This window comes from Halobacillus sp. ABR2_026, from assembly GCF_056158545.1.
The window spans coordinates 138,443-155,089 of sequence record NZ_JBSWTM010000001.1 but is presented as its reverse complement, the minus strand read 5'-3'; the positions used below and the strand labels follow the sequence as shown (position 1 = coordinate 155,089).

The window sequence follows — 16,647 nt, the reverse complement described above, 5'->3', positions numbered from 1 at the left end:
ATAACATTCAACTGTTATTTGTGGGAGAGGTATGTACTTTATAGTTTACTGAATATTCTGATAATATAAGGAGTGATGTCATTGCAATCAAATCAACAACCTTCTTTTTTCACTAAAAACAAAGCGGCCATCATGCTCGGGACGCTTTTGAGTATATTTGTCCTCTATATGGCCTTCACGAACGAAAACATCCAATGGGGCGGTTTTATCGCCATGATCGTCTTTTATGCCCTCGTCTATTACATCGGAGCTGTCTTCGCCACAAACAAATCCAGCTCCTTATCCGATATGATGGTTGCCAACCGCGGGTTGCCTCTCGGAATCGCTATGTTCACGATGGCGGCCACATGGGTCGGCGGCGGTTACGTCAATGGTACTGCCGAATTCACTTACAGCGATGGCCTCGTATGGGCCCAAGCTCCATGGGGATATGCCCTGAGTCTGATCATCGGGGGTATTTTTTATGCCCGTAAAATGCGCCGTTATGAATTCCTCACCATCATCGATCCATTAGAACAACGTTTCGGAAAGAAAATGGCAGGCGTCCTTTATCTCCCGGCCTTACTTGGAGAAATGTTCTGGAGTGCGGCGATATTGACGGCACTTGGTACAACGTTCGGGACGATTCTGAACATAGACTTCACAACCTCCATTATTCTCTCAGGAATCATCGCCATTGCTTATACTGTAGCAGGAGGCATGTGGGCCGTCGCTTACACCGATGTCTTTCAAATGGCGATTCTTTTGCTCGGTCTCCTCTTAGTCGTTCCATTTACGCTCGGACACGTAGGGGGAATCGAAAATGCCTGGAGCAACTATTCAGCAGAATTCGGATCCTACGCCAACTTGTTTCCTCCCTTGAACGGATGGGAAGACCCTGCGTGGGGCAATTGGTTCTGGAATTGGATGGACTATGCCCTGCTCCTTATTTTTGGTGGGATCGCCTGGCAGGTTTATTTCCAGCGTGTGCTATCAGCCAAAGATGAAAAAACAGCGATGTGGTTATCCATCACAGCAGGGATTGTCTGCATTATTGCTGCAATTCCTGCCGTTCTCATCGGAGTTGTCGGTGTAAATATGGACTGGGCCGGGATGGGACTTCCAGCACCTGAAAACCCAGCCGTTATCCTGCCGCACATTCTAAGATATCTAACGCCTGAACTCGTATCCGCTATCGGACTCGGTGCACTGGCGGCAGCAGTGATGTCTTCCATGGACTCTTCCATTCTTTCAGCTTCTTCGATGGCGTCATGGAATGTGTATCGTCCATTAATCAAACCGAACGCAAGCTCCGAACAATTGAAAAAAGTCATCAAGCGCACGATCATCATCGTAGGTGTCGGAGCAATGATCATCGCGTTGAACGTCAAAAGTGTTTATACGCTCTGGTATTTAGCCTCAGACCTTGTGTATACGATTCTTTTTCCACAACTCACGATGGCCTTGTTTTATAAAAATGCGAACGTGTATGGTTCGATTGCCGGTTTCTGTACCGCTTTATTCCTGCGCTTAGGTGGAGGGGAGCCAGCCATTGGACTGCCGGCTTTTCTTCCATACCCGATGATTAACGCGGATGGAATCGTTCTCTTCCCTTTCCGTACACTCGCGTGTATTGCCGCATTCCTTATGATTTTTGCGGTATCTGAATTCACCAAGAAAAAAGCTCAGCCGAAGCCACTCCTTCTACCGGAAGAGAAAAAAGACAAAGCAGCCTAAAAAGAAAAAGCGCTCCGAATCTAGATTCGGAGCGCTTTTTTACGTATGAATCTTAAAGATGATCAAGGAATTTCTGAATATCTTTTTTGGACCTCAATTGAACGACACGCTTTTCTCTTCCGATTTCCTGAAACGAAAGAAGCCTTTCCTGCATGTTCTTTTTCCTTTTGCGGTAGGTCGTCACAATGAATTTCAGAAAGTCGAACTCCAGTCGTTCATGACAGCCGAAACCAAGATCAGGACGTGTATTCCCCCGGTACCTCCACCACCTTTTCAACACTCTGAAAAGACAGGTTGCTAACGACAGCTCCAAATAAATGATCGTATCTGCCCTCACCGAACGGACCTCGTACGTACTCCGGTAATTTCCTTCGATGATCCACTGCTCCTTTTCAGCAGCATTCTTCTGCCTTGAAATAAAATCTTCCATACTCGCTTCCTTCCACCCCGGCTCCCAATAGAATCGGTCGAGATGATAGACATTGATTGCAAGTTTCTCCCCAAGCTTTTTGGCAAATGTCGACTTCCCCACCCCAGGTGATACACCGATAACCATGATCCTCTTCATCATTTACCTCCCTTTCGGCTTGTCCATGGAAAAGCCGTCAAACAAACGACCGCCATAAGGGTGTAATACATCCTCCACCAATTGGACGACGCCTGTTTTTTCGTTTTCCCGATAAAAATGATCAAAACAACGAATCAAACGTGCTGAAAAAGCAGCATCATAGTTTCGTAAAGCTCGTGCCATCCATTTAGAAGAACCGCTCCACTGTTGGTTCACCCGCAAATAAAAGTCACTGGTCTCCTTCGCCAAAGTAGCTGCGATAAAAAGCGCTTCCCCGCGGTCATGACATCCGATGAAATCGTCCAAAGCGTCCGTTAAGAAATACCGCTTCATCTCCACGGCTTCTTTCGACCATGCCGGCGGTCCTTTTTCAAGACAGAGGGCTGCTTCATTCTGCACATTCGTGAGCCGGTCTTCCCACTTGAGGACCTTTCCTTCTGTAATCATTCTCGGCATGGAAGGCTGTCCACGACTGCAATCGCTCTCTAAAAACTTCCGGTATGAAGACCAATTATGTACAAACACTTCTACCGGCCAGCCTTCTGTATCAAAAGACTCCCTGTAAGAAGCATTCAGGCGGCCATCAAATATGACGATGTCCAAATCCGATGTAGAGGTCGCTTCGCCTCGTACAACACTGCCGGCAAGGATAGCCGCATCACAAGAGGGGAACTTCTCAGTCAGTATTTGCTCCGCTGCCTTGATAGGTCTCATCCGCTCCCTCTTTCCATCACCAAATACATCCATAGCCCCTCTCCTCTCTGAATATTCAGTATACCAAATCCACTCCTGTATTTTGCTTCAAAGCATTTTCTGCCAACGTAAGAGTCATTCTCTCTTTTAAACTATGATTATAGATACAGACATGTGTCGCCCTTTATATAAACACAGGATCAAGACCAGGGGGGATGGTATTTGCGATGCATGCTTTTTCCTACTCATCAGCCACCTGGTTCAAAGCAGGATGTAAATAGATGAAAGAAGCGAGGACGGAGACACTTCCTCCGATCGCAATTGTCATGGATGTACTTATGTATTCGCCAATCAGTCCAGCCACAAGGGCACCCACAGGCATCAATGCCCATGTCATGAAACGGCTGGTCGCCTGTACCCTTCCAAGCAGATGTTCAGGAGTCAGCTTTTGTCTCAACGTTACAATACATGGACTGCTGATGGAAGCACAGATGGTCCCTGCAGCGTTCAAGAGCGCAAGGGGCAGAAAGGATGGAAAGAGACTAAACAACACGATGGACATGCCCCCTGCGGTCCCGCAGCCAAACAACAACGAGCGGTACGCTACACGCTTTCTCAACGCCGGAGCCATTGCTGCACCCCCAATTGCTCCTAATCCACCTGCCGAAAGAATCCATCCAATCATAGTTCCACTGTAACCAAGCGTTGCCTTCAAATGAACGATCATCATCGTCAGGAAAAGCGTCGTACCAAATACCGAAAATAACATCGCCAGATTGGTGTAAAACAGCGGTTTTTGATATAGAACGAAACGGAACCCCTCGTGAATATCATGGAAAAAGGGAGCATTGGTTTCAGGAGACCTTTCCCCATCTAAACGCAGACTCCAAACCACGAGAAAGCCAATGAAAAAACTGATGCTGTTGATAAGCATGCCGATGCCCGGGTTGTATAGGGTCACCATCCATCCCCCAATTCCTGGTGCGAGAAAAACCGCTGTTTGAAGTACTCCGGTATTCAGAGAATTCATCACATCAAGGTCCTGTTTTCTTACAAGCTTAGGAATGGCAGCGAACTGAGACGTCTGATAAAGCTGACCGAGGATTCCGATGATAAAAGCAGCCACATAAAGATATTGAATCGCTGCTGCTTCAAGAAGGAATAACAAACCCACAGCGCCCAGCAGCAGGAAACGGGAAAAATCACAAAATAAAAGAATACGTTTACGATTCATTCGATCAGCAAGAGCTCCCGCCAACGGCTGAAGCAGGACCGGCACCCGCTCAATCGCTGCGACGATACCCATACTGAGCGGAGATCCTGTCAGTGACAGCACCATTAAAGGGAGGGCAATTAAATAGATCTGATCCCCAAAAAACGATACCAAATTACCACCGATAAACCGGAACGCCTGGCGATTGGCTGTGAAAGAAGGCTTTTTCTCCTGGTGAAGGAAACTCTCTTCGGTCATGGTTTCTCTCCTAAAAACCACTCCAATTCGTCCAGAAGCTTTGCACGGCCTTCAGGATTGACTACATATCTAGAACCATCGGTAACGAGTAGCCGGGCGGATTTTAACAATTTCAAATGGTGGTGAACCGTTGTTTTCCCCATATCAACTTCCTCTGTTACTTCTTTCAGCGTCCGGCTGCCGCTCATTAATATTTTCAAAATACGGAGACGGTTTTCATCTCCCAGCGCTTTGAATTTCTGGACAAGCGTTTGGTCCGGTACAAACGGGTCGGTCGGGTAAATGCTCTCATTGGAGACCGGATAATAAAAAACTTTCGCCCCTTTGATCTCAGCCTCGATGTTCCACGGCCGGTAGATGAACTGCGGAATCATGATCACTTTATGTACACTCGGTTCCGGATGATAACGGATGCCACCAGTGGCCCACTCCACAAACGCTTCGGCATCAAGTTGGGATAGACGCTTTTCTTTGGAAGCAGCATCCCGGTGCAGCAGGCCTGTAAGTTTCTTCTCATCTGGACGGAGAACTGATTCATACCAGCCTCTCATCACTTGTTTGACATGATGTTTTAAATGACCGGCATCCACTTTGAAAATGTAGGCAATGTAATCAGGAAAAAATACATTTTCTTTTGATCCTTCCTTCAATCTTTGTACGGCTTCCTCATCTCCTCGAGAGGCTTGCTTTCTGTCTTCTTCGTGCCGCTCTCCCAGGTAAGGGATTGCGATCCAGCGCAGCCGCTCTTCGCTCAAACCATCAACGAATTCGTTGAATTCATCTACAGATTGGACATCCCTTTCATGCAACAGCAGTAAAATCGTCTTCCACGTATTGTGCTGTTTCACGATTTCTAATTGATCCAACATCTCACCCTCTAACGAGTCCTTGATCTCCTGCCATTGTTCTTTTGTATATTCCAGCGTATCCAAAAGTCGCTCATTCGTCACCGCAGCGATTCCCATCGCCGTCTCCCACATAAGTGAATACTTCACTTCAACGTTATACGTCTCCCGTTTTCTCGAACCCATAGAAAATACTTCCATATGATCACCTCTTGGCATTATTCTATACTTTTAGAACAAAATGTTCAATATAATTAGATTACATTTCCGTTTATCCATTTTATGTAAGACCTGGTCACCCAATATTTAGGGAGGAACGCCATCTGAAACATAAAAAAAGCATCGATCTGATTATACAGATCGATGCTTTTCCTGTTCGGTTAGGACAAGTTTTCGCTCCAATCGATGGTAGCTTCTCCTTCAAGGAAACGCTCCGTGTCCATCGCAGCCATACAGCCTGTACCCGCTGCTGTAATTGCCTGACGGTATTTTTGATCCTGAACATCTCCACATGCGAACACCCCTGGGATGTTCGTATTCGTCGTTCCAGGCTCAACGAGAATGTAACCTTTTTCATCCATATCCAGCTTACCTTTGACGAATTCCGTATTCGGGTTATGACCAATGGCAACGAAAACACCATCCGTTTCAATGACTTCTTCTTCACCAGAATCATTGTCTCGAACTTTGAGACCGTTGATTTTCATACCATCAGAAATCATTTCCACTGGTGTCTTATTTAATCCCCAAGTTACCTTGTCATTTTCCTGGGCTCTTGTCTGCATGATTTTGGAAGCACGGAGCTCATGACGACGGTGAATAACCTGAACCTCACTTGCGAACTTTGTAAGGAATGTGGCTTCTTCCATCGCAGAATCTCCTCCACCGATGATGACCACCTTTTTTCCCCGGAAAAAGAATCCATCACAAGTCGCACAGGTGCTGACCCCTTTGCCGAGGTTTTCCTTCTCTCCCGGAATTCCAAGCATTTTAGCTGATGCCCCTGTTGAAATGATCAACGTTTCGGTTTCCAGCTCACCTAAACCATCCACTTGGAGTTTAAATGGACGCTTCCCAACTTCCACATCCGTCACCCAGCCTCGCTTGAAAGTCGCTCCAAAGCGTTCCGCCTGCTTTTTCATGTTATCCATAAGCTCAGGCCCCATGATGCCATCAGGAAAACCCGGGAAATTTTCTACTTCTGTCGTAAGTGTCAGTTGTCCTCCCGGTTCTGGACCTTCGATGACAAGGGGTTCCATATCAGCTCTCGCTAGATATACAGCAGCCGTCAAGCCCGCAGGACCGGTTCCTAGAATAATTGATCGATAAGCCATCCTGAACTCCTCCTTACCCAATGATCTATCTCTTTAAAGATATAACCTGAAATCACTTGATTCATGCCTGATTTCACATGATTTCATACAAGAATAGATGTTTATTACTCTCCCGTTTCAGCAAACTTCTGAATGCGTGCTTCAATTTCATCACGTACACGCTGGAAGAAGGCCCATTTTTCATCTTCCGTCCCTTCCGCTTTTGCCGGGTCATCGAATCCCCAGTGGAATCGATTGACGTGCGGAGGGGTCATTGGACATTTGTCGTTGGCATCCCCGCAAAGAGTAATCGCGTATTCAGCATTGTTTAAGATATCAGAGTCGATGATATCAGATGTCTGATCTGTGATATCCACATCTACCTCTTTCATTGCTTTAACAGCATTCGGATTCAATCCGTGTGCTTCAATTCCTGCAGATTTAACTTCGTATTTGTCGCTCAAGTATTTTTTACCGAACCCTTCGGCCATTTGGCTGCGGCAAGAGTTTCCTGTGCAAAGAAAATAGATGACTGGTTTGTTAGACATGTAGCATTTCTCCCTTTTTCAATGATTTAGTTAAATGATCAATAACCATAGATAAAGTCCGACGAGTGTAATGAACAAGGTCGGCACGGTTAAAATAATTCCAACTTTGAAGTAGTATCCCCATGAAATCCGGAATCCTTTCATGGATAGAACATGTAGCCAAAGTAGCGTCGCTAAAGACCCGATCGGTGTTATCTTAGGACCGAGATCCGAACCGATGACATTGGCATAAATGAGTGCTTCCCGCATCGTTCCTGTTGTGCTCGTATCGGCAATCGCAAGTGCATCAATCATGACCGTCGGCATGTTATTCATAATGGATGACAGGATAGCCGCAATGAATCCCATCGAGACGGTGGCCGTAAACATTCCCTGGTCTGCTGTATATTGAATGACGTTCGCAAGTACATCCGTGAGGCCCACATTTCGGAGTCCATAAACGACGACATACATTCCTACCGAGAAGAATACGATGGCCCATGGCGCTCCTTTGATGACTTCTCCCGTCTGGACAGCTGCACTTCTTCTTGCCATCATCAGGAAGAAAATTGCAACAACACCTGCGATAATTGAAACCGGGATCCCCAGTGGTTCACTCGCGAAGTACCCGACCAACAGGACAGCAAGAACCCCCCAGGACATCCGGAACATTTTATCATCCTGAATGGCTTCCTTCGGCTTCTTCAACTGGTTCAAGTCGTAGTTATCCGGAATACTTTTACGGAAAAATAAAAACAACACGAGGATACTTGCTGCCAGTGAAAACAGGTTTGGAACAATCATGCGTGAAGCATATTCCACAAACCCGATCTCAAAGAAATCTGCCGACACGATGTTCACTAGGTTACTGACAATCAGTGGCAGCGATGTCGTATCGGCAATAAACCCACTTGCCATGATGAACGGCAGGATCATCGCTTCCTTGAAATTCAAATTCCTGACCATCGCAAGGACAATTGGTGTCAAAATCAGGGCTGCACCATCATTGGCGAATAACGCAGCAACGACAGCCCCAAGTAAGGTCACATAAACGAACATCCGCTTCCCATCACCTTTAGCCACACGGGCCATGTGAAGCGCTGCCCATTCAAAGAACCCGATCTCATCCAGAATCAATGAAATGATGATGATCGCTATAAAAGCTAACGTCGCATTCCAAACGATATCGGTCACGGCCAGCACGTCTTGAAAATCAACGACGCCAAAAGCCAAGGCAAGGACAGCACCCGCACAAGCGGACCACCCGATTCCGAGGTTTTTCGGCTGCCAAATCACAAAGACGAGTGTAAGTACAAAAATAATCGTAGCAATCAAAGCTAAACTCAAAACAATCCCCCTAGCTATCGCATTGGATACGCATTCCCGCTTCTTCCAATGCGGTCAATTTCTCTTTTTGGTCTGGAATTTGTTCCAGCACTTGTTGGATGATCGGATATGTTTCGTGGTCCGTATTCAAGGAGTAAAAAATCCACTGCCCTCTTCTCTTCTCTTTCACAAATCCAGCATCCCGCAATTTTCTCAAGTGCTGACTAATTGAAGGCTGACTCATTTGCAACACTTCCACAAACTCACATACACAGCACTCGCTATCTTTCACTAAACCAAGAATCGTGAGCCGTGTTTTATCTCCCAGAAGTTTCAACGTCTGGGCCGCTTGCTCCAATTCAATGATTGTCTTTTCCATCAGAATCACCTCACCCTCCATCATTATATAAGCATATGCTTATATATGCAAGAGAAAAATATCACCAAATGGAACACTCAGTGGGAGAATCAGACCAAATGCGTTGGGAGATCCGGATCAATATCCATGTAAAAAATCTCCGACAACTTTGATATGAGGTAAGAAGAAGGATATATTTTTTCATTTTCAAGCCTTTCTATAAAGCTGACGTCTTCCCCTAGTAGAAATGCCGCCTGCTCCCTGCTTATCCACTGGTCTTCTCTCACACGCATAAGATCTTTTCCAAAGCCTTTACATGGAATATTCAAACATAGTTGATACATAAAGGGCTTTTTATGAAGGAAGTTCCGTTTCAAGATGGCCCGGTGAAAGATACATTCCAAAATAAAAAAGTTAAAACCCTGGGTGATGAGCGCCGCTCACAAACCATGCATACGAGGATGGATCTGCTCCTATCAAACCTCTCCTATCCATTGAACATTTTATGGAACAATCCTCTCCTCAGGAAAGAAACGCTGAACATAGAGCTATTACTCCCTAATGAAGACGGACGCAAAAGTAAAAAGAGGGTCCCCTTCTTTTCAGGGGACCCTCTCTTCCATCATGCCACTTGTTTACATGCTTCTGCACAGTCATAACAGGCTTTGGCACAATCCTGGCAATGCTGATGCTCATGTTTGCTGCATTCGTCTCCACAGGCATGGCAAATCTTCGCACAAACTCCTGCCAATTCAGAAATGAACGGAGAGTTCCTTGTAATCGCTTGTTCTAGGTATCCACAAATATCCGCACATTCACGATCGGTCCGGATGCATGCCGCCATCATTTTCACATCTTCCTCTTTCAAACAAGCATCATAACAATGATTGCAGGCTTCCATGCAGGCATGCAGCTTCTGAACGAGGTCTTGATATTTTTCGTGAGACATTACAAATTCCTCCTTACTATTTGTTAGTTAGTATGTAACTCAAATTCAGATATTATAAACCTCTTCAGGATAAGAGACCACCCGAAAACGGCAGGTCCAACATAAACTAATCTTAGCCAACTTTTTTGATGGAGGAGATACTCATGTATAGAAGAAGACCGATACGCAGACCAGGGTTCTGTGTTTTTCCTGGCTACAAATACTGCGGTCCCGGATGCACTGGACCTGGAGAACCTGTAAATGCTGTAGATGCAGCCTGCAAAGCTCATGATGAATGCTATCGATACGACAGGAATTATTGCGCGTGTGATACAGCCTTCATCCGCAAGCTTGAAAGATTACAAACCCCTCATACGTTAGAAGGTCGTCATGCAAGAACTTTATATCAATACATGAAGGTCCAGCGAATTTTCACCTGTTTCTAACGAATATCATCCGATCACCAGCCTTTTGGTGATTTTTTTGTTTGCATGGAGGAGCGTGAATTCAAGGCTTCCGTCCCTGATTCGTTCACCCGAAGCCAGCACTCTTACTGGACTGGCGCATCTTAATCTCACCCAAGGAAGAAAAGAATGCGTTAATATTGAAGAATAAGGAAAGGGTCACTTTTCAAAAAGGTGACATGTGCTTATAATAGTCAACAGCACGCTTTTTTGTTTCGCCTGCATGAGAGGATGTATAACCAAAAATGAAATTCGAAGAAAGATTCGATTGGCAGCTCTTTTTTATTATGTGTTGTTTTATCGCTGTAAGCGCAGTCGCTCTTTTCAGTGCCCAGCAGAGCACTCAATATAATGATAACTTTGTATTGAAACAATTGGTCTGGTACGGGCTCGGGGGCATCGTCATAGGGTTTATGCTCCTTGTCGACCCTGAAGATTTCAAAAAGATCAGCTGGTACCTGTATGGATTCGGCATTATTCTATTGATTGCTTTAATTGTCGCTCCTCCGTCCATCGCTCCGGTCATTAAAGGACAGAAAAGCTGGTTTGCCTTGCCAGGGCTATCCTTACAACCTGCAGAATTGGTTAAGGTTTTTACTATCCTTGTTCTTGGAAGGATTGCCGTTGATCATAATGCCAAGCATCGATCGTCGGTGAAAATGGATTTGTTCCTTTTATTGAAGCTTGGAGCAGCTACAGGCCTCCCGGTGCTGTTGATCATGCAGCAGCCCGATTTAGGGACAAGCCTTGTGTTCATTGCCATTTTAGCAGGATTCGTCTTGATCTCCGGCATTCAATGGAAAATCATCTTACCGATTTTCGCTACCATCTCTGCCCTTGGAACAGGGTTGATCTGGCTTGCGCTGAAAGCCCCTCAGCTCCTTGACCGATACTTAGGAGTGAAAGAATATCAGCTGGGACGAATTTATTCATGGTTCCAGCCGACCAAATATGAGGACTCCTCCGGGTACCATCTCGTCAAAGCGATGCGGGCGATCGGTTCCGGTCAGTTGTACGGGAAAGGATTCGGGGAACGGGAAGTATACCTGCCGGAAGCCCAAACCGACTTCATTTTCAGTATCATTGCTGAAGAATACGGTTTTCTAGGTTCATGTATCGTCATCATCCTGTTCTTCCTGCTAATCTACCGTTTCACAACCATCGCTTTCAAGGCCAACAGCAACTACAGCTCATATGTAATGGTCGGGATCATCAGTATGATAGCTTTCCACGTCTTCCAAAACATCGGAATGTCGGTTCAGCTTCTTCCAATTACCGGAATCCCACTACCGTTCATCAGCTATGGAGGAAGTGCCTTGCTCGGTAATCTAATGGCACTCGGCATCGCCTTTTCCGTGTCCTATCACCATAAGACCTATATGTTCGGTGAATAGCTTAAAAAGAGGAACTTCTATTTGAAGTTCCTCTTTTTTTATTGGACTTATTCCTACTATAGATTCATAACACCCACACGGCCCATGGGTTATATGGAAGTGGGAGGGGGTGTATTATTCTCTCGTTAATTGAAAGGTTTCCGTATGGTCGCCCCACTCTATTTTCACTTCGACCTCCGTGTTTTCAGATACTTGGGCATTCGTAGGGTTTGCTTCATCGCTTGCGTGAAGCTTTCCGTTCTCCTTTAAGACTGCCCCATTTTCTCCGAATCCTCCGATACTATCAACATAATAAGTGATATCACCGACGGAGTTTACGTCATCCCCCTGATATTCCAGTATAAAGTCTTGCGTTTCATAACCGTCACTTGTTTGCTTCACCTCTAAATCAGCCTTCCACTCCTCAGTTTCTCCAGAAAAATGATAAGTCTGTGTCGTGCATGCCGCAAGCACGGCCAGAACAAAGAGAGACATCCCCGCAATTTTCCGCTTCAATACAACCCCTCCTGTCCTTTCACCTATTGACAATCCTTAGAACTCCTTTTCATTACCTCCCCTTCTCGATTAATTCTCTCCACTCCGTGTAACTATGAAAAGTAATTCCTTTAAACCCTTTTGTTTTCTGACTGATATAATAGGCGCGGACTTTTGCCAATTCTTTTTCCATTGTCGATGTTGTGGAATTATTGAAGCTTACATGATCGTAAGAATGAGGCTTAAACTCGACACCAACCTCCACTTTTGGAGTATTGACGGAATTGACTTCTTCATCAGAAAGAGAGGTAATGCTATTTGGCCCTAACGCTGTATTACGGTAAGCCATAATCGTCACGTAATCATTCTGCCTGATCATTTCATTGTAAAAACCGGAATAATAAGGGGCCACACTCGGCCCATCGGTCCAGAAAGGTACATCACTTCCTGTGACGTATCCTTTATTTTTTGCATATTGTGTATATATTTCGGCAGAATCTACCCATTGCTGAATGACTTCTGCCCGGTCCTTATCCCACTGTTCAAGAGCATGTGGTTCAATATCAAAATGAATGCCTTTAAACGATTGTTTATCTGTAACATTTTTATTGTAGTTATGCACAAGGTCCACTCGGTTTTTTCCAATCGCTCTATTCTCTCGCAATGCCCAGAAAGGTGCTCCCATGAGGGCATGAACTGTCATTCCCTTGTCTACAGCCTTAGAAATAAAGGAAGGATAATGACCCTGCACCAGAGGGTTGTAGTGTAGATAAATGTTCTTGATGTTCTGTTCTGAAAGGAAACCCAACGTATCATCAGGTGTTTTCGAAACGGCAGAGCTATTCCATAACCACACATTTTTCTCTGTCGTAAATTCATGAAGTGCGTCCTGAATAGCTTGAGAATACTTCTTGAAAATAGACGTTGGTTGAGCGGATGGAGAAGAAAGCTCTTCATTCTCAAAAAACTGTTTAGCCAGTGATTCTGGATAAATGACAGCAGCCTCGGAAGTAGTGGAACCGGTAGTGGAACGTATCGAGGCATCAAAACCGTTGAGCTCAAGATGCTTTTTGACCATCGCTTTCAACTGTGAACTTGTCCCTTCGATGACGGTAGCGGCAGACACACCCGCTTTCCCCTCAAGAGATAAAACAGTGGGAACATTGTGATTAGATGAAGAAGAAGAATCTGATTTAAATGTGTAGTAATTATATATGCTGCCACTTGCTGCTTTTGATAGCGCCTGCGATACAAAAGAAAATTCGCTATCCTCTCTTCCATCGATTAAAGCACTGGACTGATTGTCGACATAAGTGTAGGCGTCATCATATTCATCATTTTCCTGAGAAGTATTATAAGATAATAAAGCAAAGTCTCCTCGTCTCATTGGAGCGTTCGGTTCAAATGTTGTTTTTGTGGTGCCTGATATTAATCCATGGGAATACAAAGTACGAATGTCTTCCGTGTACCATGTGTTTGGAGGGACATCTGAGAAGGGCAATGATTTATCCGTTTCAGCTTGTAAATCATAGGCGTTTACTAGCATACGGGATAGAGATGCACGTTTAATCTGGTTCTCGGGGGCGAATTGGTGTTTAGCCACCCCATCAATCATACCTTCATCATATAAAGCATTAACAGCACCTGCATACCATTTCTCTTGCTTTATATCATCAAACGGGGCTGGGGGGGCTGAGTCCATATTTAAGTTCAGTAATCTTGCCATCATAACAGCCGCTTCGGCTCTAGTGATCGATGCTTTAATTTTAAACTCTCCGTTGGGATAGCCATTCACAACCCCTTCGTCTGATAAGTGATGGATGGGTTCGTAATAAATACTGCCTTCGTTAACATCTTTGAACGCTTTAGCGGCTACTTGATTAGGGAAAAGCCAGAAATTCATCATGAAAATAACGACCATAACCGTTGCAAAATGGAAGAAGTGCCTGTACTTGAGTTCTGTAACCATATCGATTCTCCTTCTAAGTTGAATTTATTTGCTTGCCAATGATTAAATCTACTTGTGGACTGGAAAAAGCTGAAGGGTATATAGACCTACTTTTCCAATCCGAAAGCAACAAAGGACTTTAAGCACGGGTATTAACACCTAAAATATACCGTTAGGATAATTAATACACCGTATCAAATTTTACATTTTTAGTAAATAAGATTCACTTGAGTGATGACTTTTATGACATTCGTATGGACTACTATCTTAGTCGGGCAGCCATTGTTCTAACAAGGCGCGTTAACTCCTTCTTGAGTAAAAAACCAGTAGATAGTAATGGAGGATGGGAACTTGTTGAACCCAAGGACGGTTTTAATATTTCCTCTACATAACAAAAAGGAACTCCTATATCATAGGAGTTCCTTTTATCAAAACAACATTGTTATCCAAGGTCTTCTCCGATTGGACGACCCGTTTAAAACCTAACACCGTACCATAGTGTCACACTTGTATTATTCTACTGTTACACTTTTCGCAAGGTTACGTGGTTTATCAACGTCACAGTCGCGATGAAGAGCCGCATAGTACGAAATCAACTGCATTGGAATGACAGAAACGAGCGGTGTCATCAAGTCATGGACTTGTGGGATGACAAAAGCATCGCCTTCTTTATCCAATCCTTTCATACTGATGATCATACTGTTTGCTCCTCGCGCTTCTACTTCCTGGACATTGCCACGGATGGAGTAGTTGACGTTTTTCTGGGTAGCAAGAGCAATGACAGGCGTACCGTCTTCAATAAGAGCGATCGTCCCATGCTTCAATTCTCCCCCGGCAAAACCTTCCGCCTGGATGTAGGAAATCTCTTTCAACTTGAGAGACCCTTCCAATCCTACGTAATAATCAATGCCACGGCCGATGAAGAAGCAGTTACGAGTCGTAGAAAGATACTCACGTGCCAATTCCTCAAGTTTCTCTTTTTGATCGGTCAAGGCTTCCATTGCCGTTGCTACGATTCCAAGTTCCTGCATAGGATCGAAATCAAGTTCGATTCCTTTGGCACGTGCGGTATCAACAGCAAGAATCGCAAGTACAGCCATTTGAGCCGTGTACGCTTTAGTAGAAGCTACAGCGATTTCCGGACCTGCATGAAGGTGCATCGTATAATCTGCTTCACGGGAAAGGGTGGATCCTGGCACATTCGTAACCGTAAGTGCTGGATGACCAAGTTCTTTCGTCTGGACTAGGACAGAACGGCTGTCTGCCGTTTCACCACTTTGAGAAATATAGACAAACAATGGTTTCTCAGATAGGAGTGGCATGTTGTAAGAGAATTCACTGGCTACATGGACTTCCACCGGGATATTTGCAAGTTTTTCAATGAACTGCTTCCCAAGAAGTCCGGCATGATAACTCGTACCTGCTGCGATAATGTAAATGCGGTCGCATTCTTTCATCGCCTGACGAATTTCCGGATCCAGCTTGATCTCATCATTTTCGTTTTGATACTCTTGAATAATTTTACGGATGACGAACGGTTGTTCATCAATCTCTTTCAGCATGAAGTGAGGATACGTGCCTTTTTCGATATCGGTTGTATCCAGTTCAGCTGTGAATGGTTCACGGTCAACCTTTGTACCATCAGGCTTCTGGATTTCAACGCCATCACGACGTACGATGACTGTTTCTTTATCCATAAGCTCAAGGAATTGATCCGTCACGTGAAGAGCGGCCATAGAATCACTGGCTACAACATTGAAATCGTCACCGATTCCTACAAGTAGCGGGCTCTTATTTTTCGCAACGTAAATGGTATCTTTATTCTCACGATCGATCATAGCAATCGCATAAGAACCTGTCAGCATTTCAACAGCTTTACGGAAAGCTGCAGCGACATCGTTCATTTCATCGTTCAATACTTCGATCAATTGTACAATGATTTCCGTGTCTGTTTCACTCTTGAATGCAACATCGCTCAAGTATTCATCGCGAACATCCACATAGTTCTCAATAACACCATTGTGAACGATTGTGAAGCGTCCGGAAGTACTTTGATGCGGGTGTGCGTTTTCTTCACTCGGCGCACCGTGTGTCGCCCAGCGCGTGTGACCGATGCCGTGTGTCGATTTCACGTTTTCATCGACCGCCGCACGAAGAGAAGCAATACGACCTTTTACTTTCGTGACTTCTACACCTTTGTCATTCAGAGTTGCAATACCGGCTGAATCATAGCCTCTATATTCAAGCTTTTCTAATCCATTCAATAAAATTTCTTTCGTATCTTTCTGTCCAATATAACCTACAATTCCACACATAACTGTTGTCCTCCTGTTTTATGAGAAGGGCAACGAAGGCTCCAAAGCATAAATCTTCAAGGGGCTTTCCGCTGCCCCTCTCCCGTTTTTCTATCTTTAGTCACTTCGTCCAGAATGTTTTGTTCGGAAAGTCGCCTTCCCGTTTTACATTCGGACATACGGTTGAAGTGGTACAACCGGGAGGCATCCGCCGAATCATCGATGAACCTCCACCTCGTCAACTGTGTCCCTGCATGGCGGCAGTGCACAGTCCTGGCGCTTTATATAGCTGAATGACCTCGATCCTCCTCAGCTTTTTCAAAATAAA

General features: G+C 44.9%; 15 protein-coding genes. 3 read left to right on the top strand and 12 right to left on the bottom strand.

What is annotated here, in order from left to right:
- The first annotated feature begins 132 nt into the window (after positions 1-132).
- On the top strand, positions 133-1,716 hold the full coding sequence (locus ACXADE_RS00905; protein WP_474982170.1) for a high affinity choline transporter 1: 1,584 nt from the start codon (positions 133-135) through the stop codon (positions 1,714-1,716).
- 52 nt (positions 1,717-1,768) lie between these two features.
- On the opposite strand, the gene ACXADE_RS00900 is transcribed toward ACXADE_RS00905, so the two are convergent.
- The 9 genes from ACXADE_RS00900 to ACXADE_RS00860 all read right to left on the bottom strand — a co-directional run bounded on the left by ACXADE_RS00900 (position 1,769) and on the right by ACXADE_RS00860 (position 9,766).
- On the bottom strand, positions 1,769-2,284 hold the full coding sequence (locus tag ACXADE_RS00900) for a P-loop NTPase family protein (RefSeq protein ID WP_474978638.1): 516 nt from the start codon (positions 2,282-2,284) through the stop codon (positions 1,769-1,771).
- Between the two features lie 3 nt (positions 2,285-2,287).
- Entirely contained in the window at positions 2,288-2,998 is a 711-nt protein-coding gene (locus tag ACXADE_RS00895; RefSeq protein WP_474982169.1) for a nucleotidyltransferase domain-containing protein, read from the bottom strand.
- A gap of 220 nt (positions 2,999-3,218) precedes the next feature.
- On the bottom strand, positions 3,219-4,448 hold the full coding sequence (locus tag ACXADE_RS00890) for an MFS transporter (protein WP_474978637.1): 1,230 nt from the start codon (positions 4,446-4,448) through the stop codon (positions 3,219-3,221).
- Positions 4,445-5,494, bottom strand: a complete 1,050-nt coding sequence (locus tag ACXADE_RS00885; RefSeq protein WP_474978636.1) for an ArsR/SmtB family transcription factor — start codon at positions 5,492-5,494, stop codon at positions 4,445-4,447. The genes ACXADE_RS00890 and ACXADE_RS00885 overlap by 4 nt, the downstream gene beginning before the upstream one ends.
- A gap of 179 nt (positions 5,495-5,673) precedes the next feature.
- Positions 5,674-6,627 (bottom strand): thioredoxin-disulfide reductase, encoded by a 954-nt coding sequence (gene trxB, locus ACXADE_RS00880; RefSeq protein WP_474978635.1) that lies wholly within the window; start codon positions 6,625-6,627, stop codon positions 5,674-5,676.
- A gap of 104 nt (positions 6,628-6,731) precedes the next feature.
- Positions 6,732-7,154, bottom strand: coding sequence for an arsenate reductase (thioredoxin) (gene arsC, locus ACXADE_RS00875; RefSeq protein WP_474978634.1), 423 nt, complete (start codon positions 7,152-7,154; stop codon positions 6,732-6,734).
- Positions 7,155-7,184: 30 nt separating this feature from the next.
- Positions 7,185-8,480: an arsenic transporter gene (locus ACXADE_RS00870; protein WP_474978633.1), complete on the bottom strand. Its 1,296-nt coding sequence runs from the start codon at positions 8,478-8,480 to the stop codon at positions 7,185-7,187.
- A 10-nt stretch (positions 8,481-8,490) separates the two neighbouring features.
- Positions 8,491-8,838, bottom strand: coding sequence for an ArsR/SmtB family transcription factor (locus ACXADE_RS00865; RefSeq protein ID WP_474978632.1), 348 nt, complete (start codon positions 8,836-8,838; stop codon positions 8,491-8,493).
- Between the two features lie 601 nt (positions 8,839-9,439).
- A complete protein-coding gene (locus ACXADE_RS00860) occupies positions 9,440-9,766 on the bottom strand; it encodes a four-helix bundle copper-binding protein (RefSeq protein WP_474978631.1) in 327 nt (108 codons plus the stop codon).
- A 128-nt stretch (positions 9,767-9,894) separates the two neighbouring features.
- Here ACXADE_RS00860 and ACXADE_RS00855 point away from each other — a divergent pair, with 128 nt between their 5' ends.
- On the top strand, positions 9,895-10,191 hold the full coding sequence (locus ACXADE_RS00855; protein ID WP_474978630.1) for a phospholipase: 297 nt from the start codon (positions 9,895-9,897) through the stop codon (positions 10,189-10,191).
- Positions 10,192-10,454: 263 nt separating this feature from the next.
- The gene (locus ACXADE_RS00850; protein WP_474978629.1) at positions 10,455-11,603 is read left to right on the top strand and encodes an FtsW/RodA/SpoVE family cell cycle protein; all 1,149 of its coding nucleotides are present in this window, start codon (positions 10,455-10,457) and stop codon (positions 11,601-11,603) included.
- A 114-nt stretch (positions 11,604-11,717) separates the two neighbouring features.
- On the opposite strand, the gene ACXADE_RS00845 is transcribed toward ACXADE_RS00850, so the two are convergent.
- The 3 genes from ACXADE_RS00845 to glmS all read right to left on the bottom strand — a co-directional run bounded on the left by ACXADE_RS00845 (position 11,718) and on the right by glmS (position 16,340).
- On the bottom strand, positions 11,718-12,098 hold the full coding sequence (locus ACXADE_RS00845; RefSeq protein WP_474978628.1) for a hypothetical protein: 381 nt from the start codon (positions 12,096-12,098) through the stop codon (positions 11,718-11,720).
- A 52-nt stretch (positions 12,099-12,150) separates the two neighbouring features.
- Positions 12,151-14,046 carry an S-layer homology domain-containing protein gene (locus ACXADE_RS00840; protein ID WP_474978627.1) on the bottom strand — a complete coding sequence of 632 codons (1,896 nt, stop codon included), beginning with the start codon at positions 14,044-14,046 and terminating at the stop codon, positions 12,151-12,153.
- Between the two features lie 491 nt (positions 14,047-14,537).
- Complete coding sequence (gene glmS, locus ACXADE_RS00835; RefSeq protein ID WP_474978626.1) at positions 14,538-16,340, bottom strand: glutamine--fructose-6-phosphate transaminase (isomerizing); 1,803 nt, start codon at positions 16,338-16,340, stop codon at positions 14,538-14,540.
- Positions 16,341-16,647: the final 307 nt, after the last annotated feature.

Bases quoted from the DNA above. Each gene is read 5' to 3' on its own strand.
- trxB (WP_474978635.1), bottom strand. From the start codon at position 6,627: ATGGCTTATCGATCAATTATTCTAGGAACCGGTCCTGCGGGCTTGACG.
- ACXADE_RS00855 (WP_474978630.1), top strand. From the start codon at position 9,895: ATGGAGGAGATACTCATGTATAGAAGAAGACCGATACGCAGACCAGGG.
- ACXADE_RS00865 (WP_474978632.1), bottom strand. From the start codon at position 8,838: ATGGAAAAGACAATCATTGAATTGGAGCAAGCGGCCCAGACGTTGAAA.
- glmS (WP_474978626.1), bottom strand. From the start codon at position 16,340: ATGTGTGGAATTGTAGGTTATATTGGACAGAAAGATACGAAAGAAATT.
- ACXADE_RS00885 (WP_474978636.1), bottom strand. From the start codon at position 5,494: ATGGAAGTATTTTCTATGGGTTCGAGAAAACGGGAGACGTATAACGTT.
- ACXADE_RS00890 (WP_474978637.1), bottom strand. From the start codon at position 4,448: ATGACCGAAGAGAGTTTCCTTCACCAGGAGAAAAAGCCTTCTTTCACA.
- arsC (WP_474978634.1), bottom strand. From the start codon at position 7,154: ATGTCTAACAAACCAGTCATCTATTTTCTTTGCACAGGAAACTCTTGC.
- ACXADE_RS00895 (WP_474982169.1), bottom strand. From the start codon at position 2,998: ATGAGACCTATCAAGGCAGCGGAGCAAATACTGACTGAGAAGTTCCCC.
- ACXADE_RS00840 (WP_474978627.1), bottom strand. From the start codon at position 14,046: ATGGTTACAGAACTCAAGTACAGGCACTTCTTCCATTTTGCAACGGTT.
- ACXADE_RS00860 (WP_474978631.1), bottom strand. From the start codon at position 9,766: ATGTCTCACGAAAAATATCAAGACCTCGTTCAGAAGCTGCATGCCTGC.
- ACXADE_RS00900 (WP_474978638.1), bottom strand. From the start codon at position 2,284: ATGAAGAGGATCATGGTTATCGGTGTATCACCTGGGGTGGGGAAGTCG.
- ACXADE_RS00850 (WP_474978629.1), top strand. From the start codon at position 10,455: ATGAAATTCGAAGAAAGATTCGATTGGCAGCTCTTTTTTATTATGTGT.
- ACXADE_RS00905 (WP_474982170.1), top strand. From the start codon at position 133: ATGCTCGGGACGCTTTTGAGTATATTTGTCCTCTATATGGCCTTCACG.